At 66.6% G+C, this 23,249-nt stretch carries 21 protein-coding genes; 5 read left to right on the top strand and 16 right to left on the bottom strand.

The window, feature by feature from the left end:
* Nucleotide 1 precedes the first annotated feature (1 nt).
* Both AC5Y4D_RS21655 and arc read right to left on the bottom strand, forming a co-directional pair.
* Nucleotides 2-1,912, bottom strand: a complete 1,911-nt coding sequence (locus AC5Y4D_RS21655; RefSeq protein ID WP_499945085.1) for a hypothetical protein — start codon at nt 1,910-1,912, stop codon at nt 2-4.
* 34 nt (nt 1,913-1,946) lie between these two features.
* Nucleotides 1,947-3,776, bottom strand: a complete 1,830-nt coding sequence (arc, locus tag AC5Y4D_RS21650; protein WP_499945084.1) for a proteasome ATPase — start codon at nt 3,774-3,776, stop codon at nt 1,947-1,949.
* 284 nt (nt 3,777-4,060) lie between these two features.
* Here arc and lppK point away from each other — a divergent pair, with 284 nt between their 5' ends.
* A complete protein-coding gene (gene lppK, locus AC5Y4D_RS21645; RefSeq protein ID WP_499945083.1) occupies nt 4,061-4,669 on the top strand; it encodes a lipoprotein LppK in 609 nt (202 codons plus the stop codon).
* A gap of 7 nt (nt 4,670-4,676) precedes the next feature.
* Nucleotides 4,677-4,970 (top strand): DUF503 domain-containing protein, encoded by a 294-nt coding sequence (locus AC5Y4D_RS21640; protein WP_499945082.1) that lies wholly within the window; start codon nt 4,677-4,679, stop codon nt 4,968-4,970.
* Here the strand turns inward: AC5Y4D_RS21640 and trmI are convergent.
* Nucleotides 4,967-5,809 carry a tRNA (adenine(58)-N(1))-methyltransferase TrmI gene (trmI, locus tag AC5Y4D_RS21635; RefSeq protein ID WP_499945080.1) on the bottom strand — a complete coding sequence of 281 codons (843 nt, stop codon included), beginning with the start codon at nt 5,807-5,809 and terminating at the stop codon, nt 4,967-4,969. The genes AC5Y4D_RS21640 and trmI overlap by 4 nt on opposite strands.
* A 77-nt stretch (nt 5,810-5,886) precedes the next feature.
* On the opposite strand from trmI, the gene AC5Y4D_RS21630 reads away from it, so the two are divergent.
* On the top strand, nt 5,887-6,738 hold the full coding sequence (locus AC5Y4D_RS21630) for a RecB family exonuclease (RefSeq protein ID WP_499945079.1): 852 nt from the start codon (nt 5,887-5,889) through the stop codon (nt 6,736-6,738).
* Nucleotides 6,735-7,532, top strand: coding sequence for a thioesterase family protein (locus AC5Y4D_RS21625; RefSeq protein ID WP_499945077.1), 798 nt, complete (start codon nt 6,735-6,737; stop codon nt 7,530-7,532). Before AC5Y4D_RS21630 ends, AC5Y4D_RS21625 begins: the two co-directional genes overlap by 4 nt.
* Here the strand turns inward: AC5Y4D_RS21625 and AC5Y4D_RS21620 are convergent.
* The 5 genes from AC5Y4D_RS21620 to metH form a co-directional block, all read right to left on the bottom strand.
* Nucleotides 7,512-8,885 (bottom strand): FAD-containing oxidoreductase, encoded by a 1,374-nt coding sequence (locus tag AC5Y4D_RS21620; protein ID WP_499945075.1) that lies wholly within the window; start codon nt 8,883-8,885, stop codon nt 7,512-7,514. The genes AC5Y4D_RS21625 and AC5Y4D_RS21620 overlap by 21 nt on opposite strands.
* On the bottom strand, nt 8,882-9,364 hold the full coding sequence (locus tag AC5Y4D_RS21615) for a glycine zipper 2TM domain-containing protein (RefSeq protein ID WP_499945073.1): 483 nt from the start codon (nt 9,362-9,364) through the stop codon (nt 8,882-8,884). The genes AC5Y4D_RS21620 and AC5Y4D_RS21615 overlap by 4 nt, the downstream gene beginning before the upstream one ends.
* A gap of 105 nt (nt 9,365-9,469) precedes the next feature.
* On the bottom strand, nt 9,470-10,315 hold the full coding sequence (gene hisG / locus AC5Y4D_RS21610) for an ATP phosphoribosyltransferase (protein WP_500038172.1): 846 nt from the start codon (nt 10,313-10,315) through the stop codon (nt 9,470-9,472).
* Nucleotides 10,316-10,317: 2 nt separating this feature from the next.
* Entirely contained in the window at nt 10,318-10,599 is a 282-nt protein-coding gene (locus tag AC5Y4D_RS21605; RefSeq protein ID WP_499945070.1) for a phosphoribosyl-ATP diphosphatase, read from the bottom strand.
* Between the two features lie 104 nt (nt 10,600-10,703).
* A complete protein-coding gene (gene metH / locus AC5Y4D_RS21600; RefSeq protein WP_500038171.1) occupies nt 10,704-14,453 on the bottom strand; it encodes a methionine synthase in 3,750 nt (1,249 codons plus the stop codon).
* 473 nt (nt 14,454-14,926) lie between these two features.
* On the opposite strand from metH, the gene AC5Y4D_RS21595 reads away from it, so the two are divergent.
* Nucleotides 14,927-15,820 (top strand): PAC2 family protein, encoded by an 894-nt coding sequence (locus AC5Y4D_RS21595; RefSeq protein ID WP_499991084.1) that lies wholly within the window; start codon nt 14,927-14,929, stop codon nt 15,818-15,820.
* On the opposite strand, the gene AC5Y4D_RS21590 is transcribed toward AC5Y4D_RS21595, so the two are convergent.
* The 8 genes from AC5Y4D_RS21590 to AC5Y4D_RS21555 form a co-directional block, all read right to left on the bottom strand.
* Nucleotides 15,817-17,007 carry an FAD-dependent monooxygenase gene (locus tag AC5Y4D_RS21590; RefSeq protein ID WP_500038170.1) on the bottom strand — a complete coding sequence of 397 codons (1,191 nt, stop codon included), beginning with the start codon at nt 17,005-17,007 and terminating at the stop codon, nt 15,817-15,819. The two genes, AC5Y4D_RS21595 and AC5Y4D_RS21590, sit on opposite strands and share 4 nt — an antisense overlap.
* A gap of 4 nt (nt 17,008-17,011) precedes the next feature.
* Nucleotides 17,012-17,914 (bottom strand): SDR family oxidoreductase, encoded by a 903-nt coding sequence (locus AC5Y4D_RS21585; RefSeq protein WP_500038169.1) that lies wholly within the window; start codon nt 17,912-17,914, stop codon nt 17,012-17,014.
* Between the two features lie 24 nt (nt 17,915-17,938).
* Nucleotides 17,939-19,174: a cysteine--1-D-myo-inosityl 2-amino-2-deoxy-alpha-D-glucopyranoside ligase gene (gene mshC, locus AC5Y4D_RS21580; RefSeq protein WP_500038168.1), complete on the bottom strand. Its 1,236-nt coding sequence runs from the start codon at nt 19,172-19,174 to the stop codon at nt 17,939-17,941.
* A 235-nt stretch (nt 19,175-19,409) separates the two neighbouring features.
* The gene (locus tag AC5Y4D_RS21575; protein WP_499945058.1) at nt 19,410-20,210 is read right to left on the bottom strand and encodes a 3'(2'),5'-bisphosphate nucleotidase CysQ; all 801 of its coding nucleotides are present in this window, start codon (nt 20,208-20,210) and stop codon (nt 19,410-19,412) included.
* A 17-nt stretch (nt 20,211-20,227) separates the two neighbouring features.
* Complete coding sequence (locus tag AC5Y4D_RS21570) at nt 20,228-21,043, bottom strand: SCO1664 family protein (RefSeq protein ID WP_499991072.1); 816 nt, start codon at nt 21,041-21,043, stop codon at nt 20,228-20,230.
* Nucleotides 21,027-21,614: a DUF3090 domain-containing protein gene (locus AC5Y4D_RS21565; RefSeq protein WP_499945054.1), complete on the bottom strand. Its 588-nt coding sequence runs from the start codon at nt 21,612-21,614 to the stop codon at nt 21,027-21,029. Before AC5Y4D_RS21565 ends, AC5Y4D_RS21570 begins: the two co-directional genes overlap by 17 nt.
* Before the next feature lie 65 nt (nt 21,615-21,679).
* Entirely contained in the window at nt 21,680-22,402 is a 723-nt protein-coding gene (locus tag AC5Y4D_RS21560) for a histidine phosphatase family protein (protein ID WP_499991070.1), read from the bottom strand.
* Complete coding sequence (locus AC5Y4D_RS21555) at nt 22,399-23,229, bottom strand: undecaprenyl-diphosphate phosphatase (RefSeq protein WP_500038174.1); 831 nt, start codon at nt 23,227-23,229, stop codon at nt 22,399-22,401. The genes AC5Y4D_RS21560 and AC5Y4D_RS21555 overlap by 4 nt, the downstream gene beginning before the upstream one ends.
* Between the last annotated feature and the right edge of the window lie 20 nt (nt 23,230-23,249).

The following is a 23,249-nucleotide window of genomic DNA, read 5'->3' as shown; positions in this document are numbered from 1 at the left end:
CCTAGTCCCTGCGGTTCGCCATCCAGCTGCGATGCTTGATGGCCGCCTTACGCGCGGCCTTCGAAAGCGCCTTGTCCGACAGGTGATGCCCTAGCGCATCGAGCACCACGGCGGTCTCGGGCGCGGCATGACGCCACAGGTCCTCGAGCACCTGCAACGGTTCGTCCAGTTTGGCGAAAAAGCTGCGGAGTTTCTCCGGGTTGTCCACCTCGATTGCCAGCGAGTCAACCAATACCGTGACGTCGATGAAGCTGCCGAGGGTCGCCGCGTCGGCGCGCTCGCGGGAGATCAACCACAGCGCCGCATGTCCGGCGACCGCAGTGTCCAAGAGTTGACGAATGATCGGCTCGGATGTCTCTACGTCGAACGAATCCAGCGCCGCGAAGCCCGTAATCCGACTCGCCGCGTCATCGGAAGCCACGATGGCCTGGGTAAGCATCTGCACCCGCTCGGCCGGCGACCGGGACGGTTGCCAACCGGCCATCAAGGCGTCGCAGCTGTCCGGCATCGACACCATCGCGGCGAGCAATGTGCTGGCGTCGCTATCGGCTACGTCCTCCGCCTGCCGCAGGACGTAGCCGGCCTGGTCGAGAAAGTCGGGCAACACATGACGACCAAGCGCGGTCAGTGACACGGTGCCATCAGTCCAATAGCCCCCATACCGATGCGGTACCTCCACGCGGTCGGCCCACCGCACTGCGCCGGTTTGCTCGAGAATCTCGAAAATGCGGCTCATACAGTCCCCGACGAACCTGTCCATCAGGTTTGCATCGTCCTGCAACTGATCGTCGGTGACGGAACGGGCCCACTGCAGAATCGAATCGAACGAAAGTTGGGAGTTCCCAGGTGCGAGCAGCGGGGCCAGCCAATGCACGACCCCGTCGTCGAGCAACTCGTGGAGGTCGTCGAAATACGGATAACCGCCGGCATAGCGCAACTGCAGGGGCCCGAACTCGATGATCGTCGCAACGAGTGTCTTCGCTCGCTGCAGGATCGAGTGGGCGTTCCACGCCTTGACTGGAACCAAACGGCGCTGATGCACCCGGACCGCCCCGACGACTTTCGCGATGTCCAGGACGAAATTCAACCCGGGCAAATTGGCCGTAGTGTGTGTCCGCCAGGTCTTGTCGCCGATCTGCGGGTCCATCTCGTCGCCGGTGTCGAGCAGTTCTATCAACGCCCGACCATCGGCTAACTTCAGATTTCCTTTGGCCGTCAAGGCTTTTCCGCCCGGGCCGAGATAGTCGCGCAGCGCATCGAGCTTGGCCATCAGTGGCGCCGCCGCGGCAGCAGCCTCCACGTCGGCCATTGGCGGCGCGACGTAGACGAACGGCAACTCGTATGGCTCGGCCGGAGCCGCTTCGGGCTCTTCGCCCTCGAAGAATCTGTCGGTGAGCGCTCTGCGCTGCTCGAACGGCAGCGCGTTGAACTCGTTCATCCGCGCGTCCAGCGCGGCCTGCACCTCGGACTCGGACAGTTCGGACAGATCCAAACCATCCAGTAATGATTTGCCCATGCCGAAGTTGGCGGGATCGCTCATCTCTTCTCGCATACTCGCGACGAGATCTACGGCCAAGCGCCCGAGTCGGTTCGCCCGATCCACACCGCCGACCAACCGGCCACTGCGGGCCATGAAGTCGAAGTAGACAGAGACCGCTTCGCACAACTCGTGGGCGCTGTCGGCTGCACGAGCGACCTTGCGGGGACACCACTCGAGCAGAAATTCAGTGACGTCGCTGGCGGAGAACTCGTCGAGCTTGCGGTTGGAGTAGTGGTAGCGCCAATCCAGGAAGAGCTGGATGTCGGACGTCAGTCCGTCCGGCACGTCTCCAGAACCGCCGAGTTCATAGAGCAACTCGTCCCGGACCGCGTAATAGGCATCGTCGTCCCCGGCCTCGAAACGCAATCGCACCGCTGCGACATTAGTCGCACAGGCCGCCGGATGCTTACAGGTACTGACCCAAGTTCGACTCGGTGTCGATGGCCCGCGACGCGCTCGACGACTTACCCGTGACCAGCGTGCGGATGTAGACGATCCGCTCGCCCTTCTTGCCCGAGATCCGTGCCCAGTCATCGGGGTTGGTGGTGTTGGGCAGGTCCTCGTTCTCGGCGAACTCGTCGACGATCGAGTCGAGCAGGTGCTGGATGCGCAGACCCGGCTGCCCGGTCTCCAGCACAGATTTGATCGCGTTCTTCTTCGCGCGGTCGACCACGTTCTGGATCATCGCCCCGGAGTTGAAGTCTTTGAAGTACATGACCTCCTTGTCACCGTTGGCGTAGGTGACCTCCAGGAACCGGTTGTCGTCGATCTCGGCGTACATCCGCTCGACGACCTTTTCGATCATCGCGGCAATGCAGGCCGACCGGTCGCCGTCGAACTCGGCCAGATCGTCGGCGTGCACCGGCAACGTCTCCACCAGGTACTTGGAGTAGATGTCCTGTGCCGCTTCGGCATCCGGGCGTTCGATCTTGATCTTGACGTCGAGACGGCCGGGCCGCAGGATCGCGGGGTCGATCATGTCCTCCCGGTTGGAGGCGCCGATCACGATGACGTTCTCGAGCCCCTCCACGCCGTCGATCTCAGACAGCAGCTGCGGGACCACGGTGGTCTCGACGTCCGACGAAACGCCGGTGCCGCGGGTGCGGAAGATCGAGTCCATCTCGTCGAAGAACACGATGACGGGTGTGCCCTCCGAAGCCTTCTCCCGCGCACGCTGGAAGATCAGCCGGATGTGGCGCTCGGTCTCACCGACGAACTTGTTCAGCAGCTCGGGACCCTTGATGTTGAGGAAGTAGGACTTCGCCTCGCGGGCGTCGTCGCCGCGCAAATCAGCCATCTTCTTGGCCAGCGAGTTGGCAACGGCCTTGGCGATCAGCGTCTTACCGCAACCGGGGGGGCCGTAGAGCAGCACACCTTTGGGCGGCCGCAGTGCGTACTCCCGGTAAAGGTCCTTGTGCAGGAACGGCAGCTCGACGGCGTCGCGGATCTGCTCGATCTGGCGGGTGAGGCCGCCGATGTCGGAGTAGCTGACGTCGGGAACTTCTTCGAGCACCAGGTCCTCGACCTCGGCCTTGGGGATGCGCTCGAACGCATAGCCGGCTTTGGTGTCGACCAGCAACGAGTCGCCGGGCCGCAGCCGGCGCGGCCGGCTGTCGTCGTTGAGGGCGTCGGGGTGGCCTTCTGGCAGATCCTCGGCGACGAGCGGCTCGGCCAGCCACACGATGCGCTCCTCGTCGGCGTGACCGACCACCAACGCGCGGTGACCGTCGGCGAGCACCTCGCGCAGCGTGGAGATCTCGCCGACGGATTCGAACGTCCCGGCCTCGACGACGGTGAGGGCTTCGTTGAGCCGGACCGTCTGCCCCTTCCGCAGCACGGTGGTGTCGATGTTCGGCGAGCAGGTCAGGCGCATCTTGCGACCCGAGGTGAACACGTCGACGGTTTCGTCCTCGTGAGTGCCGAGCAGGACGCCGTAGCCGCTGGGCGGCTGCCCCAACCGGTCGACTTCCTCCCGCAACGCCAACAGTTGTTGGCGGGCCTCTTTAAGAGTTTCCATTAATTTGGAATTGCGCGCGGCAAGGGAGTCGATTCGGGCTTCGAGTTGGTGCACATCGCGGGCAGAACGCGCCGAGCCTTGATGCGCGACCGCGTTGTCCAACTGTTCGCGCAGAACGGCGGCCTCGCGGCGCAGCTGTTCTAGTTCGGCAGCATCGTCGCTGGACAGGGGAATATCGCGGGATGTCTTGAAGGCTTCAGAACGCTCTGAGTCACCCATGTTGCGCTCCTTTCCCGCACCAGGAATGGCGTGGCGGATACATCCAAGCTACCGGCCAACGGCGTTCGATGTGCGCAGTCAAATGCCGTTGAAAAGTTACAAGTTGGGTCACGCTGGTAATCTCTGCTTCTACTCGGGCCGAGCGAAAGGACTTCTGTGACCGTGAAATCCCTAGCCACAGGCATTCTGATCGGCACGGCACCGGGCGTTGCGGGCCCGGGTGTGACTTACGTTGCATTCCGCTGTTTACCCACTTTTTGCGGCTAATCGCGACGGTCGCCGGGATGTCCCGAAACGTCTGCGTAACAGTAGGTGCCGCGATCGTCGTGGCCGCGCTGGGGGTCGTTGGATGCTCACGTGACACGGCGAAGACGATGGACTCGGCAAACACGCCGCCTCCGCCCCCGATGTCGAGCACCGCGGCAGCCCAGCCCAACGCCCCCCTGCCGACGCCCGAGAACCTCTCCGACGTGTTGTCCCGCCTGGCCGACCCGGCGGTGCCGGGCAGCAACAAACTGGACTTGGTGCAGGGGTCGGGCCCGGAGACCGTCGGCGCCCTCGACCGGTTCACCAACGCCGCCCGTGACGGCGGCTACCTGCCGATGACGTTTGTCGCGAACAACATCGCCTGGTCGAGTCAGAACCCATCCAACGTCATGGCCACCGTCGTGGTCACGACCGCCAATCCGCAGCACCGCGAGTTCACCTTCCCGATGGAGTTCACCGCCTTCCAGGGGGGTTGGCAGCTGTCCCGCAAGACCGCCGAGATGTTGCTGGCGATGCAGAATGCGGGGACGTTGCCACCGACGTCACCGCCGCCACCGACGTCACCGCCGCCGCCGACGTCACCGCCGCCGCCCAGCCCAGAACCTAGCCCGTCGCCGACGCCCTGATCCTCGGATGTGGATCGGGTGGCTGGAATTCGACCTGTTGCTTGGTGACGTGCGCTCGCTCAAGCAGAAGCGCTCGGTCATCCGTCCAGTGGTCGCAGAACTGCAACGCAAGTTCAGTGTGTCGGCCGCCGAGATCGGAACGCAGGATCTGCACCGGCGGGCGGGCATCGGCGTGGGCTTGGTGTCGGGCGACCGGTCTCATGTGGTCGACGTGCTCGATCGGGCCGAGCGGTTGGTGGCGGGGCATCCGGAGTTCGAGTTGCTGTCGGTGCGGCGGGGATTGAACCGCAGCGACGATTAGCCGTCGCGCCCAACCCGTTTGCGCCCCAACGGAGCCGGGGCCACCGCACCGGGCGCCAACCGGCGCATGGCGATCAGGAACGCGGTGTGCCCACGCATCGAATGCTGGGGCCGCACCGCCAACCCGACCACGTTCCAGCCGCGCTGCAACGTCTCCCAGGACCGGGGTTCGGTCCAGCACTGCTGGGCCCGCACCGCTTCCACCACTTTTGAGAGCTGGGTGACGGTGGCGACGTAGATGATCAGCACACCGCCGGCGACGACCAACCGCGCCACGGCGTCCAACACCTCCCACGGCGCCAGCATGTCCAGCACCGCCCGGTCGAAGGAGCCGTCGGGCAGGTCGGAGTCGGCCAGGTCGCTGATGACCAGTTCCCAGTTGTCCGGGGGTTGGCCATAGAACGTGTTGACGTTGCGGCGGGCATGTTCGGCATGGTCGGCGCGCTGCTCATAGGAGACGACCCGTCCCTGCGGCCCGACCGCCCGCAACAACGACAATGTCAACGCACCGGAACCGGCGCCGGCTTCCAGCACCCGTGCTCCGGGGAAGATGTCGCCTTCGTGCACGATCTGCGCGGCGTCCTTGGGGTAGATCACTTGCGGGCCGCGGGGCATGGACATGACGTAGTCGACCAGCAGCGGCCGTAGCACCAGGAACAGCGCGCCGTTGCTGGATTTGACCACGCTGCCCTGGTCCAGTCCGATGATCGCGTCGTGGGCGATGCGGCCCCGATGCGTGTGGAATTCGCCGCCCGGGGTCAGCGACATCGTGTAGTGACGGCCCTTGGCATCGGTGAGCTGGACGCGCTCGCCGGCGGTGAACGGACCGGTTGCTGACACGCCGTCCAGCGTGCCAGTCGACTCGCCGACGCGAGTGCTCGGGGCCATTTGTCGGTGTCCGGTCTTAAGCTGCGGATATGACCGAACAGCTGGCGGTGGCACCACCGGTTGCGCACAGCCCGCGACCGGCGTTGTCGCCGTCGCGGGCCGCGGATTTCAAGCAGTGCCCGCTGCTGTACCGCTTCCGGGCGATCGACCGGTTGCCCGAAGCGCCGTCGACGCCACAGCTGCGCGGTTCGGTGGTGCACGTCGCGTTGGAGCAGCTCTACGGGCTGCCCGCCGGTCAGCGCGGCCCGGACACCGCATGTTCGCTGGTAGAGCCGGCGTGGGAGCAGGTGTGCGGTCGCGACCCTGCCCTGGCCGGTGATCTGGACGCCGAGCAGCGAGCGCAGCTGCTCGACGAAGCACGCGCGCTGTTGTCGGGCTACTACCGTCTGGAGGACCCGACCCGCTTCGATCCGCAATGCTGCGAGCAGCGGGTCGAGGTCGAGCTGGCCGACGGCACCTTGTTGCGCGGCTACATCGACCGGATCGACGTCGCGGCCACCGGTGAGCTGCGCGTCGTGGACTACAAGACCGGCAAAGCCCCGCCGGAGGCGCGCGCGCTGGCCGAGTTCAAGGCCATGTTTCAGATGAAGTTCTATGCGGTGGCGCTGCTGCGCTCACGCGGGGTGCTGCCCACCCGGCTGCGGCTGATCTACCTCGCCGACGGTCAGCTGCTGGATTACACACCCGACCATGACGAGTTGCTGCGGTTCGAGAAGACCTTGATGGCCATCTGGCGGGCTATCCAATCCGCCGGCCAGACAGGCGATTTCCGACCCAGCCCGTCGCGGTTGTGCGACTGGTGTTCCCATCGGGCGCTGTGCCCGGCGTTCGGCGGCACGCCACCGCCGTACCCGGGTTGGCCGACCGAACCGGCGGCATGAGCGGAAGCTTCTATCGTCGTCTGCCCGCGGCCGGCGACGGTTACCAGCGGTTCGATTCGACCGAGTTCACCCGCAGCAACTGGGGGCCCGACCTGCAGCACGGCTCCCCGCCGTTGGCGCTGCTGACCAAAATGATCGAGGAACTCGCAGCCGGGACTGGTTTGCGGATCGGCCGGCTCAGCCTGGACATCTTGGGCGCAATCCCGGTCGCGCCGGTACAGGCCCGAGCCTGGGTGGAACGACCGGGATCGCGGGTGGCGATGATGTCCGCCGAGATGCACGCCGAACGCGCCGACGGCTCCACCCGCGCCGTGGCGCGGATGTCCGCCTGGCTGATCGCGGTCTCCGACACCTCCGACGCTTCCTCCGACCGCTATCAACCGTTGCGGGAAGGCCCGGCCCAGCCGGTCCCGGACGTCTTCGCCGACGCCGGCGGCTATTTCGACGCGATCAACTGGCGGCCGCAACGCGTCGACGACGGCGCCCCGGCGGTGTCCTGGTTCAGCCCGACGGGATTCATCGTCGACGCCGAGGAGACGACGCCGCTGCAGCGGCTGGCCGCGGTGGTGGACTGCGCGAACGGCGTCGGCAAGATCCTGGACCCGAACGAATTCGCCTTCATGAACACCGACACCGTCGTGCATCTGCATCGACTGCCCGTCGGCAACGACTTCGCGCTGCGCGCCCGCGCATCCGTCGGCCCGGACGGTGCCGGGGTGACGACGGGCGAAGTCTTCGACACCGACGGCTTCGTCGGAACCTCGGCGCAGACGCTATTGATCCAGCGGCGCTAACTCCTGAAGCACAGTCGGAATCAGCTCGCTGACCGTCGGATGGATGTGCATCGTCCGCGACAGTGTCGGGTACGGAGCTTTGGCCGACATGACGTCCAGAATGCAGTGCACGGACTCGTCGCCGCCGACACCGAAGATCGCAGCGCCGAGGATCTCCTTCGTGTCGGCGTCGACCACGACCTTCATGAAGCCTTGCGTCTCACCCTTTTCCACGGCACGACCGACCCTGGTCATCGGCCGCTTGCCGACCAGCACTGTGCGGCCGGAGTCGCGGGCCTCCTTGACCGTCATGCCGGCCCGCCCCAGCGGCGGATCGATGTAGAGCGCGTAGGTGGTGATGCGGTCACTGACCCGGCGCGGGTCCCCGTCCAGCAGGTTGGCTGCCACGATTTCGAAGTCGTTGTAGGAGGTGTGGGTGAACGCGCCTTTGCCGTTGCAGTCCCCCAACGCCCAGATGTGGTCGACGTTGGTTCTGAGCTGGTCGTCGACCTCGATGAACCCTCGGGAGTTGGTCTGCACTCCGGCCGCTTCTAAGCCCAGGTCGTCGGTGTTGGGTTGCCGCCCGACCGCGATCAGCAGGTGGCTGCCGGTCACCGGGTCGGCACCGGCACTGGGAGTCAGTTGAATGTTGTTGTCGCGCTTGGCAACTCGTACATCGTCGGCGCCGGTGACGATGTCGATCCCCTCGCCTTCCAGGATCTCGCGGATGGTCGTCGAAACGTCTTCGTCCTCACGCGACGCCAGTCGCGGTCCACGCTCGACGACGGTCACACCGGCGCCGAAGCGGCGATACATCTGCGCGAACTCCAGCGCGATGTAGCTGCCGCCGACGATGATCAGATGCTCGGGCACCGTGTCGAGATCCAGGATCGACACGTTGGTCAGGTAGTCGACCTCGGACAGACCCGGAATATCGGGGACCACGGCACGGCCACCGACGTTGAGGAAGATCCGGTCGGCTTGCAGCACGTCGTCGCCCACCCGGATGGTGTGCGGATCCTCGAAACGTGCGTGCCCACGATAGAGGGTGCAGCCGTCCATGCCGTTCAGCCAGGATTGGACGCCGCTGCGGTCTTTGAGCATGATCTCGTCTTTGCGGGCCTTGACCTTGCCCATGTCGACGCTGACGTCGCCGGTACCCACGCCGTACTCGGCGCCGCGGCGCGCCAGGTGAGCGGCGTGGGCGCTGGCCACCAGCGTCTTGGTGGGGATGCATCCGTAGTTGACGCAGGTACCGCCGACGTGCTGACGCTCGATGACCGCGACCCGCTGCCCGGCGGCGGTCAGGCGCCCCGCCAGTGGTGGTCCGGCCTGGCCGGCGCCGACGACGATCGCGTCGAAGCGTTGGGTCACAAAGCCGCTGCCGCGGCGACGATCGCGAACGCGCCCAGCACCGCGACGGCGTCTTCGAGCAGGGCGATCGGCAAATCATGACCGCCGTTCTTGGCCACCAACGCCCGTCGTGCCTGGTAGCCGCCGATAGTGCCCAGCACCGCGCCGATGACACCGGCTCCGAGTGCCTCCCATTTGTGGCCCCACGCGGTGCCGATGACCGCGCCGGCGAATCCGCCCATGATCAGCCGGACCAGGAACACCGGCGTCGCGGTGCGCGGCGGGGTCTTGGGAAGCTTGTCGTTGACCAGTTCTGCGACCGCCAGCAAACTCAAGATCACCACGGTCACCAGGTTGCCCACCCAGGACGCCCAAGTGCCGGTCAGGTTGAGCCAGCTGAGGAAGACGGCCCAGGCGACGGCGGACGGAGCCGTCAGGGAGCGCAGACCAGCAACCACTCCGATTAGCAAGGCCAACAGCAGGACGAGAACTTGCGTCACAGCATCCCTCCTGGGACAGACGTAGAGCCTGGCGACGGTCATGGGAATGCCGTGGATGCACGGGTCCCAGCGGGACGTTAACACAGCTAACCGCTTGAGAGCGGATCAGAATCGGCAGAACCTGATGTCGGAGGCCAGGATCGCCTTGGCGCCGATCACGGCGAGTTGATCCATGATGCCGTTGATATCGCGGCGCGGTACCAGGGCGCGTACCGCGACCCAGTCCGGATCGGCGAGCGGGGCGATGGTAGGCGACTCCAGGCCCGGGGTAATGGCGGTCGCCTTCTCCAGTACTGAACGCGGACAGTCGTAATCGAGCATCAGGTACTGCTGGCCGAACACCACACCCTGGACCCGAGCGACCAGTTGATCGCGCGCCGCGGAGGGTTGGCCGTCGGCGCGTTCTATCAGCACCGCCTCCGAATCACACAGCGGCTCACCGAAAGCCACCAGATCGTGCAAGCTCAGGGTGCGGCCAGAGCCCACGACGTCGGCGATTGCGTCGGCAACCCCGAGCTGCACCGAAATCTCCACTGCGCCATCGAGTCTGATGACGGTCGCGTCGATTCCGCGGTGGGCCAGGTCTTTTCGGACCAGGTTGGGGTATGCGGTGGCGATGCGTTTACCGGCCAGGTCTGCGATCGTCCAGTCCCGCCCGGCCGGGCCGGCGTAGCGGAATCTGGACGACCCGAAACCGAGCGCCAGTCGTTCACGTACGGGTGCATCGGAATCCAGCGCCAAGTCGCGTCCGGTGATGCCGAAGTCGAGTTCTCCCGAACCGACATAGATGGCAATGTCTTTGGGCCGCAGAAAGAAGAACTCGACGTTGTTGACGGGATCGATGACGGTCAGGTCTTTGGGATCGGTGCGACGGCGGTATCCGGCCTCCGACAGGATCTCGGTGGCCGGCTCGCTCAACGCGCCCTTGTTGGGCACCGCGACGCGCAACATGCTCACAGCTTCCGGTAGACGTCGTCGAGGGACAGCCCGCGCGAGATCATCAGCACCTGGGTCCAGTACAGCAATTGGCTGATCTCTTCGGCCAGCGCCTCGTCGGGCTCGTGCTCGGCGGCCAGCCACACTTCGCCGGCCTCCTCCAGGATCTTCTTGCCCAAGGTGTGCACGCCGGCGTCCAGCGCCGCCACCGTGGCGCTGCCCGGGGGTCGGGTGCGGGCACGTTCACCGAGCTCGGCGAACAGATCCTCGAAGGTCTTCACGGCCAGCGATTGTTCCATGCGCCGGCCAGCAAAGTCATATTGATATCACGCCGAGCAGACGCAAAAGCCCCTCATTTCGGCACGAAATGGGGGCTTTTGCGTCTGCTCGCGCAACCCTGGCGTCAGTCCTCGGGGTTGTAGCCCAGGTTGGGGGCCAGCCAGCGTTCCGCCTCCTGCAACGTCCAGCCCTTGCGCTTGGCGTAGTCGGCGACCTGGTCCTGCGCCATCCGGCCGACGACGAAGTACTGCGACTGCGGATGAGAGAAGTACCAGCCGCTGACCGCTGCACCGGGCCACATCGCCATCGACTCGGTCAGCTCGATGCCGGTCCGCTCGCGGACGTCCATCAACTTCCAGAGCGTCACCTTCTCGGTGTGCTCCGGGCAGGCCGGGTAACCAGGCGCCGGGCGGATGCCGACGTACTTCTCACCGATGAGTGACTCATTGTCGAGATTCTCTTCGGGCTGGTATCCCCAGAATTCCTTGCGGACCCGTTCGTGCATCCGTTCGGCGAACGCCTCGGCCAACCGGTCGGCGATCGACTCCAGCAGAATCGCGCTGTAGTCGTCCAGGGCCGCCTTGAACTCCATGATCTTGTCCTGGCTGCCCAAGCCGGCGGTGACAGCGAACGCTCCGACGTAGTCAGCCAGACCCGTGTCCTTGGGCGCGACGAAATCGCCCAGCGACCGGTTCGGGATCCCTTCGCGGTGCTCACCCTGCTGGCGCAGATTGTGCAACGTGGTCAGCACCTCGGTGCGGCTGTCGTCGGTGTAGACCTCGATGTCGTCCCCCACGGCGTTGGCCGGGAAGAACCCGATCACCCCGTTGGCCGTCAGCCACTTCTCCTTGATCAGGATGTCGAGCATCTCCTGGGCGTCGTCGTAGAGCTTGCGCGCCGCCTCGCCGGTGGCGGGGTTGTTGAGGATGTCGGGGAACCGGCCCTTCATCTCCCAGGCGTTGAAGAACGGTTGCCAGTCGATGTACTCGCGCAGCTCGGCCAGGTCGTAATCCTGGAATTCTCGTACTCCAGCACCGATCGCCGGCACCGGTGGCGTGTAGCCGTCCCAATCGACCGGCGTCCGGTTGGCGCGCGCCTTCTCCAGCGTCAGCATCGGCCGCTCGTTCTTCTGGGCGTGCCGTTCGCGCAGCGACGCGTAGTCCTTCTCGGTCGCCTCCAACAGCGCCGGACGCTGCTTGTCGTCGAGCAGTGCGGCAGCCACCGGCACCGAGCGGGACGCGTCCTTCACCCAGACCACCGGACCGCTGCGACGCGGCGAAATCTTCACCGCCGTGTGGGCGCGTGAGGTGGTCGCGCCACCGATCAGCAGCGGGATCTCCAGGCCCTCGCGTTCCATCTCGACGGCGAAGTTCGCCATCTCGTCCAGCGACGGGGTGATCAGCCCGGACAGCCCGATGATGTCGGCGTCGTGCTCCTTGGCCGCGTCCAGGATCTTGCTCGCGGGCACCATCACCCCGAGGTCGATCACCTCAAAGTTGTTGCACTGCAGGACGACGCCGACGATGTTCTTGCCGATGTCGTGGACGTCGCCCTTGACGGTCGCCATCACGATGGTGCCGTTGGTGTCCTTGGAATCAGCTGTCCCGTTCTCGGCCTTCTCCTCTTCGATGAACGGCAGCAGGTAGGCGACGGCCTTTTTCATCACCCGGGCCGACTTCACGACCTGGGGCAGGAACATCTTGCCCGAGCCGAAGAGATCGCCGACGACGTTCATGCCGTCCATCAGCGGACCCTCGATCACCTCGATCGGGCGGCCGCCCGCACCGGCGATCTCGGCGCGCAACTCCTCGGTGTCGGCGTCGACGTGGGCGTCGATGCCCTTGACCAAAGCGTGCGTGATCCGTTCGCGGACCGGCAGGCTGCGCCACTCGGCCGCCTGCGGATCTTCGCCCTTCTCGGACTTGTTGAACCGTTCAGCGATCTCCAGCAGCCGCTCGGCGGCATCCTCGCGACGGTTCAGGACGACGTCCTCGATGCGGTCCCGCAGCTCGGGGTCGATCGAGTCGTAGGGCACCAGCGCGCCGGCGTTGACGATGCCCATGTCCAGGCCGGCCTTGATGGCGTGGTAGAGGAACACCGCGTGGATCGCCTCGCGGACGGGGTTGTTGCCGCGGAACGAGAACGACACGTTCGAGATGCCGCCGGAGATGTGCACCCCGGGCAGGTTTTCCTTGATCCAGGCGCATGCCTCGATGAAGTCGATTCCGTAGGTTGCGTGCTCTTCGATGCCGGTCGCCAGCGCGAAGCAGTTCGGGTCGAAGATGATGTCCTCGGCCGGGAAGCCGACCTGCTCGGTCAGGATCCGGTAGGCGCGCCCGCAGATCTCTTTGCGGCGCTCCAGGTTGTCGGCCTGCCCCTGCTCGTCGAAAGCCATCACGACGACGGCGGCGCCGTACTTGCGGCACAGCTTCGCCTCGCGGATGAACTTCTCCTCGCCCTCCTTCATCGAGATCGAGTTGACGATCGGTTTGCCCTGCACGTTTTTCAGGCCCGCCTCGATGACCTCCCATTTCGAGGAGTCGATCATCACCGGCACGCGGCTGATGTCGGGCTCGGCGGCGATCAGCTTGGTGAACCGGTCCATCGCGGCGACGCCGTCGATCATGCCCTCGTCCATGTTGATGTCGATCACCTGCGCACCGACCTCGACCTGCTGCAGGGCGACCGAGAGCGCGGTGTCGTAGTCCTCGGCCTTGATCAGGTTGCGGAACCGGGCGGAACCGGTGATGTTGGTGCGCTCACCGATGTTGACGAACAGGGAGTCGTCGTCGATGTTGAGCGGCTCCAGGCCCGAAAGCCGGGTGGCCACCGGGATCTCGGGCAGCTCGCGCGGCGGCTTGCCCTCGACGACCTTGGCGATCTCGGCGATGTGCGGCGGCGCCGTTCCACAGCAACCACCGACCAGGTTGACCAGGCCGGCCTCGGCGAACTCGGCAATGTAGGTGGCCTGACGTTCCGGGGACTCGTCGTATTCGCCGAAAGCGTTCGGCAGTCCGGCGTTCGGGTAGCAGGAGACGAAGGTGTCCGCGATCCGCGCGACCTCGGCGATGTAGGGCCTCATCTCCGGAGCACCCAGGGCGCAGTTGAGGCCCACCGCGATCGGCTTCGCGTGCCTGATCGCGTTCCAGAACGCCTCGGTCACCTGACCCGACAACGTTCGTCCCGACGCGTCGGTGATGGTGCCCGAGATGATCACCGGCCAGCGGCGTCCCCGGTCCTCGAAGAGCGTCTCGACGGCGAACACCGCGGCCTTGGCGTTCAGCGAGTCGAAGATCGTCTCGATGATCAGCAGGTCGGCACCGCCGTCGACCAGGCCGTTGGCAGCTTCGAGGTAGGCGGCGACGAGCTGGTCGTAGGAGACGTTGCGGGCGCCGGGGTCGTTGACGTCCGGCGAGATCGACGCGGTCCGCGTCGTCGGCCCCAGCGCCCCTGCGACGTAGCGGGGCTTGTCCGGCGTGCTGAACTCGTCGGCGGCCTTACGGGCCAGCGCAGCGCCGGTGTAATTCAACTCGTACGCCAGCTCGGCCATGTCGTAGTCGGACAGCGAAACCGCGTTCGCGTTGAAGGTGTTGGTCTCCAGGATGTCGGCGCCGGCCTCGAGGTACTCCCGGTGAATGCCCTCGATGATCTGCGGCTGGGTGAGGTTGAGCAGGTCGTTGTTGCCGACGAGATCGCTCGGCCAGTCCTTGAACCGCTCGCCGCGGTAGCCGGCCTCGTCGGGCCGGTCCCGCTGGATCGCCGTGCCCATCGCGCCGTCGATCACCAAGATTCGCCGGCCGAGAGCGGCCGTGAGTTCCTCGGTGCAGTCGGGGCGGATGTTCGGCGCGAAAGTGTTCTGATCAGCGGCGTTCACGTACGTTCCTTCCGTAGCGGAAGGCGTCCTTGACTCTGCCGAGCGTGGCGGATACCAGGGGAAACCAAGCCCCCCGATAGCCGTTGCAACGCCTCTCGACCAGCAAAGTCTACGTCGTCACCCGACGCCTGGACGCCCAGTGCTCGACCCGACCCACGTGGCGGTCGCGGGGCCGTTTACGCGCCCGCTCGCGGATCTGGTCGGCAATGTCGTAGTTATCAAGGTCAACTGGTTTGCAGCCGAACATATTTCGTCTCGACCGCGTCGGTCTGCATCGGATAGCCGGGTCCTGGGGACACCGTCGTCCACCACCACGCGCCGCCGCGACAGAACGCGGGCGAGGTCGGTGTCGTACTGGTGTCGGTCAGGGTCGACCACATGCCAAGGATAGTCGGCCTACCGATCTGCAACAGGCGTTACGCCACACCGCACATGCGCATCCGGGTGGGGTCGCCACACCGTAGGCTGGCTAGGTGACTTTGCCGGATGGCGGGCCGAGCGGCGGCGACGAAACGCTGCCCCGGCTGCAGAACACCGTCGTGGTTGCGGCCTTCGAAGGCTGGAACGACGCCGGCGACGCCGCCAGCGACGCGGTGTCACACCTGTTCGACATCTGGGACGCCACCCCGATCGTGGAGATCGACGACGAGGCCTACTACGACTACCAGGTCAATCGGCCGGTCATCCGCCAGGTCGACGGCGTCACCCGGGAGCTGGAGTGGCCGGCGATGCGGATCTCACATTGCCGACCGCCCGACAGCGAGCGCGACGTGGTCCTGATGTCCGGGGTCGAGCCGAACATGCGTTGGCGCACCTTCTGCGACGAGCTGCTGGCCGTGATCGACAAGCTCAATGTCGACACCGTGGTGATCCTCGGGGCGTTGTTGGCCGATACGCCGCACACCCGGCCGGTGCCGGTTTCGGGGGCGGCCTATTCGTCGGAGTCGGCGCGCCTGTTCGGGCTGGAGGAAACCCGTTACGAGGGACCTACCGGCATTGCCGGGGTCTTCCAATACGCCTGTGTGGCGGCCGGTATCCCGGCGGTGACGTTCTGGGCGGCGGTGCCGCACTACGTGTCGCACCCGCCCAACCCGAAAGCGACGGTGGCGCTGCTGCACCGCGTCGAGGAAGTGCTCGACGTCGAGGTGCCGCTGGCCGACCTGCCGACCCAAGCCGAGGCCTGGGAGCAGGAGATCACCGAGATGGCCTCCGACGACCAGGAGCTGGCTGAGTATGTGCAGTCGCTCGAACAGCACGGCGACGCGGCCCTCGACGTCAACGAGGCGCTGGGTCAGATCGACGGCGACGCGCTGGCCGCCGAGTTCGAGCGTTACCTGAAACGCCGCCGACCGGGATTCGGTCGCTAGTCGTCTGCGCTGCCCTCGCGCAGCATGGCGATCACCGCGGGATGCTCGCCCACCAAAGCTTTGATGATGCGCCGGTTCACCGCGGGCAACCGAGCCATCCGCAGCGCGGCGCGTCGGGTCCACAGCTGGAACTTCGACGACGGCAGGAAGCGCTCGGCTGCGTCGCGCCCGGCCCGCTGCTTCTCCTCGATAACCGGACGCCACAGCCGCTCGTAGAAATCCAGCGCCCGCTCCACCGACGACGTCCGGCGCAGCTGCTCGGCCAGCACGTACGCCGCGCCGATGGCCAGCGATGCGCCCTGACCGGCCAGCAGCGACACCGCCGAGCAGGAATCGCCGATCAGCACCACCCGGTTAGAGCTCCAGCGGGGCATCCGGATCTGGGCGACCTGGTCGTAGTAGATGTGTTCGGATTCCGGGCAACGCTGCAACGCCTCGGGCACCACCCAGCCCATGCCGGCGTAGCCGTCCTGAATCGCCGCCCGCACGTCATCGGGCAGCTGTGGATCGGGTGTGCGGTGCACCGCGAACACCGCGACCCGCCCGTCGCGCAATGCGTAGAAACCCAGCTGCCGGCCGATCGTGTCGGTGAGCACGACGCGGTCGGCGGTGGCGTCACGGATCTCTGGTGACGCGAATACCCAAGCGGCAGTGTGGAATCCGAGATAATGCAGGTAGCCGGCCTCCGGGCCGAAGGCCAGTGTTCGCACGGTCGAGTGAATGCCGTCGGAGCCGATCAGCAGGTCGGCGTCCAGCTTTGAGCCGTCGTCGAGGGTGACGGTGACTCCGTCTTCGCGGTTGTCGAGGCCGACCACCGAAGTGCCGAACCGGAGCTCGACGGCCTCGGGCAGATTGTCACGCAACACTTTTTCCAGGTCGGGCCGCATGACACTGCACAACCGGCCGCCCAATGCCCGGTCCATATTCGCATAGGACAACACCGCGCGTTGTCGGCCTGTTTCGTCGACGAAGGCGGCCTCGTCGAAGTTGTAGCCGACGTCGCGGATCGCGGGCAGCACCCCCATCGCTTCGGCCGCGTCGTAGCCGGCGCCGAAGAAATCGATCATGTAGCCCTGAGCGCGTGGCCCGCGGGCCCGCTCGAGCAGCACGACTTCGGCATCGAGGGTCGTCATGCGCTCGGCGGCGGCGAGTCCGGCGATCCCGGCGCCGCAGATGATCACCTTCACGGCGTCAGGTACTCGGCGGCTTTTCCAGGCCCTGGGTGTAGGCGCTGGTGTACCGGCCGAGCGCGGCGACTTGCGCGTCCATCTTCGGCACGACCTCGGTGGCCGCCCGGGCGGTGGGCAGGGTCCCCAATTTCGTGCTCAGTACCGGCTTGAGCCATCGGAACCCGGCAACCCAGTCCGGGCAGTAGATGTGGTCCTTGCGGCCCTCGATGCCCTTGACGAACGCCGCGGCGCATTTGTTCACCGACGTCGTCTGGTTGAGCGGGAACGGCAGCTTGGCGAGCAGCTCGGTGAAGGCGGGCAGATCTTCCTTGGTGTCGCGGACCAGCGCGGTGTCGATCCAGGACATGTGTGCCGAGCCGACGCCGACACCGAGCGGGGCAACCTCCAGCCGCAACGCGTTGGCCAGGTGTTCGTTGCCGGCCTTGGACATGTCGTAGGCCGCCATCCCCGGCGCGGCGGCAAACGCTGCCAGCGAGGAGACGACCAGGACATAGCCGCGGCGGTCGATGATGGCCGGCAGTGCGGCGCGCACGGTGTAGAAGACTCCGAGCAGGTTGACGTCGATCACCCGCTTGAACGCCTCGGGATCGATGTTGAGTACGGAGCCGTAGCTGGCGATACCGGCATTGGCCACGACGACGTCGAGGCCGCCGAACTTTTCGACGGCCTGGGCCACCGCGGCCTGCATGGCCGGCAGGTCGCGCACGTCGGCGACCGCGGTCAGCACCCGCCCGTCGCCGCCGAGTTCGGCAGCGATCGACTTCAGTTCCGCGTCACCGAGGTCGGTCAGGAGCAGCTTGGCGCCCTTGTTGTGCAGCCGGCGCGCTACCTCCGCGCCGATCCCCCGCCCGGCTCCCGTGATGAAGACGACCTTGTCCTGCACTGTGCCGCGCGCCCCTGTCATGGCCGAAAACGTACCACCGCGGGTTTACAGCTTCACTCCCAGCAGGGCGTCGATCGCGGTGCCCACCAATTTCGGCGCGGCCTCGTCGTGGCCGCCGTACTCCAGCGCATCAGTAGCCCAACCATCCACTGCGGCAAGGGCTTTGGGCGTGTCGAGATCGTCGGCCAGGTACCGGCGCAGCCGGGCCAGCGCGTCGGCGGCGTCGGGACCGGCTGCCACCGCGGTCGCGGTGCGCCAGCGGTGCAGGCGCTCGGTCGCCTCGTCGAGCGTGGCCTGGCTCCAGGATCGGTCGGCGCGGTAGTGCCCGGCCAGCAGACCTAGCCGGACCGCAGACGGGTCGACGCCCTGGGTTCGCAGTTGCGAGACCAGCACCAGGTTGCCGCGACTCTTGGACATCTTGTACCCGTCCCAGCCGATCATTCCGGCATGCACGTAGTGGCGGGCAAATCTGCGTTCACCCGAGACGCATTCGGCGTGCGCGGCGGTGAACTCGTGGTGCGGGAAGATCAGATCGCTACCGCCACCCTGGATGTCGAGTTCGCTGCCGATGCGGCTGAGCGCGATCGCCGCGCACTCGACATGCCAGCCCGGACGGCCGGGTCCGAACGGTGACGGCCAGGACGGCTCCCCCGGGCGGTTGGCCCGCCACAACATGGCGTCGAGTTCGTCGGTCTTGCCGGGGCGGTGCGGGTCGCCGCCGCGCTGTTCGAACAGATCAAGCATGGTGTCGCGGTCGTAGCCGGACTCGTAGCCGAACTGCAGCGTGGCGTCGGCGCGGTAGTAGACGTCGGGATATTCGTCCTCGAGGACGTATGCCGCGCCGGAAGCGACCATCTTCTCGACGAGTTCGACCATCTCCGCGACGGCTTCGGTGGCCCCGACGTATTCCTGCGGCGGCAATACCCTTAGCGCGGTCATGTCCTGGCGGAACAGTTCGGTTTCCCGGTCGGCGAGGTCGCGCCAGTCGATGCCGTCGCGCTCGGCGCGTTCGAACAGCGGGTCGTCGACGTCGGTGACGTTCTGCACGTAGTGCACGTCGTGACCGAGATCCAGCCACAGCCGGTGGATCAGGTCGAACGCGAGGTAGGTGGCGGCGTGGCCGAGATGCGTGGCGTCATAGGGGGTGATGCCGCAGACGTACATGCTGGCTTTTGCGCCGGGAGTGACCGGGCGCACCTGGCGGTCGGCGGTGTCGTAGAGCCGTAGCTCGGGGCCGCGTCCGGGTAGTCCCGGGACGGGCGGAGAAGACCACGACCGCATGCGATGACTTTAGGCCGGGCGAGGAGAAGGCGGGCACTCGGTTCGACACCCGAGGGCGTAGCGCAGGCGAATGCTTTGGCTGTGAAGCCTGGGCTTTGGGTGTGAAGTCTCGGCTTTGGGTGTGAAGCCTGGGTTTTGAGCGTGCAGCCTGGGCGGAAAAAATCGCCAATCTCCGCCCTGGTTACACCCGCAACGCCACAGCTTCACACTCAAGCCGCCGACGACCGACGCCGACTCACCACCACGCCTGACGAATGGCGTCCAGCAGGATCGGCGCCACGTCCTTCCGGCACATGAGCAGGTCGGGCAGGTAGGGGTCCAGCTGGTTGTACAGCAACGGCGAGCCGTCCAGGCGCGACGCGTGCATCCCGGCGGCCAGCACCACACCCGCCGGCGCGGCCGAGTCCCATTCCCACTGACCGCCGGCGTGCACGTAGGCGTCGGCGATCCCGTCGACCACCGCCATCGCCTTGGCTCCGGCCGAGCCGATCCGGACCAGTTCGATGTCGATGAGCTGCCGCATCCGGTACAAGATGGCGGGCGGCCGGGTGGCGCTCGCGGCGACCCGGATGACGCCCGGGACGCCGACGGGCGCCGCGTCGGAAGTGACGGTGTCGCTGCGGTACACGACGTTGCCGCGGGCCGGCAGTGACACTGCGGCGTCGGTGATCTGAGTTGGCCCGTTGCCGGGGCCCCCATTGGTACGTTGCCACAGCGCGATGTGCACCGCCCAGTCGTCGCGGCCGCGGGTGGAGAACTCGCGGGTGCCGTCCAGCGGGTCGATGATCCACACCCGGTCGCACTTGAGCCGGTTCAGGTCGTCGTGAGCTTCCTCACTGAGAACCGCGTCGCCGGGGCGCTCGACCGCCAGGCGTTTCAGGATCAGCGAGTTGGCGCGCCGATCGCCGGCGTCGCCGAGCTCCCACGGATAGTCGAATCCGACCTCGTCGCGGACCGCGAGCAGCAACTCCCCGGCATCCGCGGCCAGGTCGGCGGCCAGCGCAGCGTCGGTCAGCTCACCAGCGGCCGAATTCACCGACCCAGTATCGCCGTTCAGAACGCCGGCCACGGAATCGGGCGGTGCCGATTGGGTCCGGGCATGACGGGATCGTCGAGCAGCGCGTGCGCGCGCCGGGTCAGCGCGGCGATCTCCGCGCTGGTGATCCGGCCACGCAGCTGTTCGGCCAGCGGGCCGCGCAGCGCGCCGACCAATCCGGCGACGGCTTCCAGGGTCTCGTCGTCGATCGGCTTGCCGGCCCAACCCCACAGCACGGTGCGCAGCTTGTCCTGCACGTGCAGGCTCACCCCGTGGTCGACGCCGTAGACGTTGCCGTCCAGGCCGTACAGGATGTGGCCGCCCTTGCGGTCGGCGTTGTTGACCAGGATGTCGAACACCGCCATCCGGCGCAGTCGGGTGTCGTCGGCGTGCATCAGGACGACCTCGTCGCCGGCGTAGTCGTAGGCGCGCAGCACCGGCAGATATCCCGGTTGCGGCTTGCGGGCAGGAAACAGGTCCACCAGGTCGGGGTCTGCCGGCGGGTCGGAGTCGGCCGCGTCGCCGGGTTGCTGCACCCACCGCTGCAACATCCCGGGACCGGCGGGGCCGTCGCGAATGATGGTGTACGGCACGATGTTCCAGCCCAACGACTCTGACACCAGGTACGCGCCGAGCTCGCGTCCGGCCAGGGTGCCGTCGGGAAAGTCCCACAGCGGTTGCTCGCCGGTGACCGGCTTGTACACACAGTGGACGGTCTGGGCGCCCGACGATGCCTCGCAGAGAAAAGTGGCGTTGCTCGCCGAGCGGATCCGACCCAGGACGGTCAGCTCGCCGTCGCGCAACACCGTATTTTCGTCATTCCTCGGGTTCATCGGTGGACCCGAAGAGCGCGTCGCGCCGGTAGCCGTTGGTGCGTGCGCAGATGTGTCCCTCGGGATCCAGCGGTTCGTCGCACAGCGGGCACGGCGGACGGCCGGCCGAGATGACGCGGTTGGACCGGGTCGCGAACTGTCGAGCGGACTCAGGTGTCAGGAACACCCGCACCGCGTCGGGCCCTTCGTCGGTGTCGTCGAGCACCACTGAGGCATCGAACTCGGCGTCCGTGACGGCCAACAACTCGACCACCACGGTCTGCGCCTCGGAATCCCAACCCAGCCCCATCGTCCCCACCCGGAACTCGGCGTCAACCGGCATGATCAACGGGTTCAGGTCGTCGACTTCGGTGGGTTCGGGCGGCACCGGAGTGCCGAAACGGCGGTTGACTTCGAGCAGCAGGGCGCCGATGCGTTCGGCCAGCACCGCGACCTGCTGCTTCTCCAAAACCACCGAGACCACCCGGGAGTCGTGTGCGGCCTGGATGTAGAACGTGCGATTTCCGGGCTGCCCGACGGTCCCGGCCACGAAACGGTCGGGTGTGCGGAAGACGTGAATTGCGCGGGCCATGGCTCTTTCAAAATACCGTGCAGACGTTGTCGCTGTGCGCTTCGTATCCCCACGCGCAGGCGGTTCTAACCGGTGGAGCCGCCGACGACGGCGTCCCCGGAAGGCACCTCGCCGTCGGGAGCGGCTGGGGTCTTTTCTTCGGGCTGAGCCGGTGGCGCAGCGCGCAGCCCGGCCGTCAGGCGCGCGCCGGTGTGGTTGACGTGCAGCACGAACGGTCGCAGCGGGGTGTAGCGCACCACGCTCACCGAGGCGGGGTCGGCGTTGACCCGCTGGAAGCTGTCCAGGTGCATGCCGTAGGCGTCGGCGATCACCGCCTTGATGACGTCGCCGTGGGTGCAGGCGATCCACAGCGCGTCGCCGCCGTGCTGTTCGGCCAGCCGCTGGTCGTGCTCCCGGACGGCGGCCACCGCGCGGGCCTGGACCTGCGCCAGTCCTTCGCCGCCGGGAAAGACTGCCGCGCTCGGATGAGCCTGGACCACCCGCCACAGCGGTTCCTTGACCAAATCGCCCAGTTTGCGGCCGGTCCATTCGCCGTAGTCGACCTCGGCGATGCGGTCCTCGACCACAGGTTCCAGGCACAGCGCCTCGGCCAGGGGGGCCACGGTGCGACGACAGCGCAGCAGCGGGGAGGTGACCACCGCCCGGATCGGCAGGTCACCGATGCGGTCGATGATTCCGGCGGCCTGCTCGCGTCCCTTGTCGTCGAGGTCGACGCCCTCGGAGCGGCCGGCCAACACGCCCGCGGTGTTGGACGTGGACCGGCCGTGGCGCAGCAGCAGGACGGTCATGTCGCGGCGACCGTCCCGCCGGCCAGCAGGAGCAGCACGACCGCGCCGGCCAGCACCCGGTAGCCCACGAACCAATACATGTTGTGCCGCACCAGGAAACGCAGGAACCACGAGACCGCGGCCAGTCCGATACCGAACGCGATCAGCGTCGACACCAGCAACTGCGGACCGGTCGCGCTCATCCCTTCGGTGACCGGATGAAAGGCGTCCGGCAGCGAGAACAACCCGGAAGCGAATACCGCCGGGATGGCCAGCAGGAAGCCGAACCGGGCGGCCAGTTCGCGTTCCAGACCGAGGAACAGTCCGGCGCTGATGGTCGCTCCGGACCGCGAGACGCCGGGAACCAGGGCCAGACATTGCGCGGCGCCGACGACGACGGCGTCACGCCAGTTGAGTTGCTCGATGTCGCGGGTCTGCCGGCCGATGTACTCGGCCAGCGCGATCACCGCGGAGAACACCACCAGCGCCGTGGCGACCACCCACAGGTTGCGCACTCCGGATCGGATCACGTCTTTGAACAGCAGTCCCAGCACGCAGATCGGAATGGTGCCGATGATGACGTACCAGCCGAGCCGGTAGTCGGCGTTGCGCTGGGACTTCACCACCAGACCGTTGAACCACGCCCGGAGGATCCGCACGATGTCGCGGGCGAAGTACACCAGCACCGCGGCCTCGGTGCCGAGCTGGCTGACCGCGGTGAACGACGCGCCGGCGTCACCTCGGAAGAAGATGCGCGAGACGATCGCCAGGTGCCCGGATGAGGAGACCGGCAGGAATTCGGTCAGGCCCTGCACCACGGACAAGACGACGACTTGCCCCCAGGACATCGGCGCGACCGCAGACACGA

It is taken from the genome of Mycobacterium sp. NGS67 (assembly GCF_059812185.1).
This window is presented reverse-complemented; position numbering and strand designations above follow the sequence as displayed.

Excerpts from the sequence above, each read along its gene's own strand:
- AC5Y4D_RS21630 (WP_499945079.1), top strand. The coding sequence starts at position 5,887 with ATGACCGAACAGCTGGCGGTGGCACCACCGGTTGCGCACAGCCCGCGA.
- arc (WP_499945084.1), bottom strand. The coding sequence starts at position 3,776 with ATGGGTGACTCAGAGCGTTCTGAAGCCTTCAAGACATCCCGCGATATT.
- lppK (WP_499945083.1), top strand. The coding sequence starts at position 4,061 with ATGTCCCGAAACGTCTGCGTAACAGTAGGTGCCGCGATCGTCGTGGCC.
- hisG (WP_500038172.1), bottom strand. The coding sequence starts at position 10,315 with ATGTTGCGCGTCGCGGTGCCCAACAAGGGCGCGTTGAGCGAGCCGGCC.
- AC5Y4D_RS21565 (WP_499945054.1), bottom strand. The coding sequence starts at position 21,614 with ATGGCCCGCGCAATTCACGTCTTCCGCACACCCGACCGTTTCGTGGCC.
- AC5Y4D_RS21585 (WP_500038169.1), bottom strand. The coding sequence starts at position 17,914 with ATGACAGGGGCGCGCGGCACAGTGCAGGACAAGGTCGTCTTCATCACG.
- AC5Y4D_RS21555 (WP_500038174.1), bottom strand. The coding sequence starts at position 23,229 with ATGTCCTGGGGGCAAGTCGTCGTCTTGTCCGTGGTGCAGGGCCTGACC.
- AC5Y4D_RS21640 (WP_499945082.1), top strand. The coding sequence starts at position 4,677 with ATGTGGATCGGGTGGCTGGAATTCGACCTGTTGCTTGGTGACGTGCGC.
- mshC (WP_500038168.1), bottom strand. The coding sequence starts at position 19,174 with ATGCGGTCGTGGTCTTCTCCGCCCGTCCCGGGACTACCCGGACGCGGC.
- AC5Y4D_RS21570 (WP_499991072.1), bottom strand. The coding sequence starts at position 21,043 with ATGAACCCGAGGAATGACGAAAATACGGTGTTGCGCGACGGCGAGCTG.
- AC5Y4D_RS21605 (WP_499945070.1), bottom strand. The coding sequence starts at position 10,599 with ATGGAACAATCGCTGGCCGTGAAGACCTTCGAGGATCTGTTCGCCGAG.
- AC5Y4D_RS21625 (WP_499945077.1), top strand. The coding sequence starts at position 6,735 with ATGAGCGGAAGCTTCTATCGTCGTCTGCCCGCGGCCGGCGACGGTTAC.
- AC5Y4D_RS21560 (WP_499991070.1), bottom strand. The coding sequence starts at position 22,402 with ATGACCGTCCTGCTGCTGCGCCACGGCCGGTCCACGTCCAACACCGCG.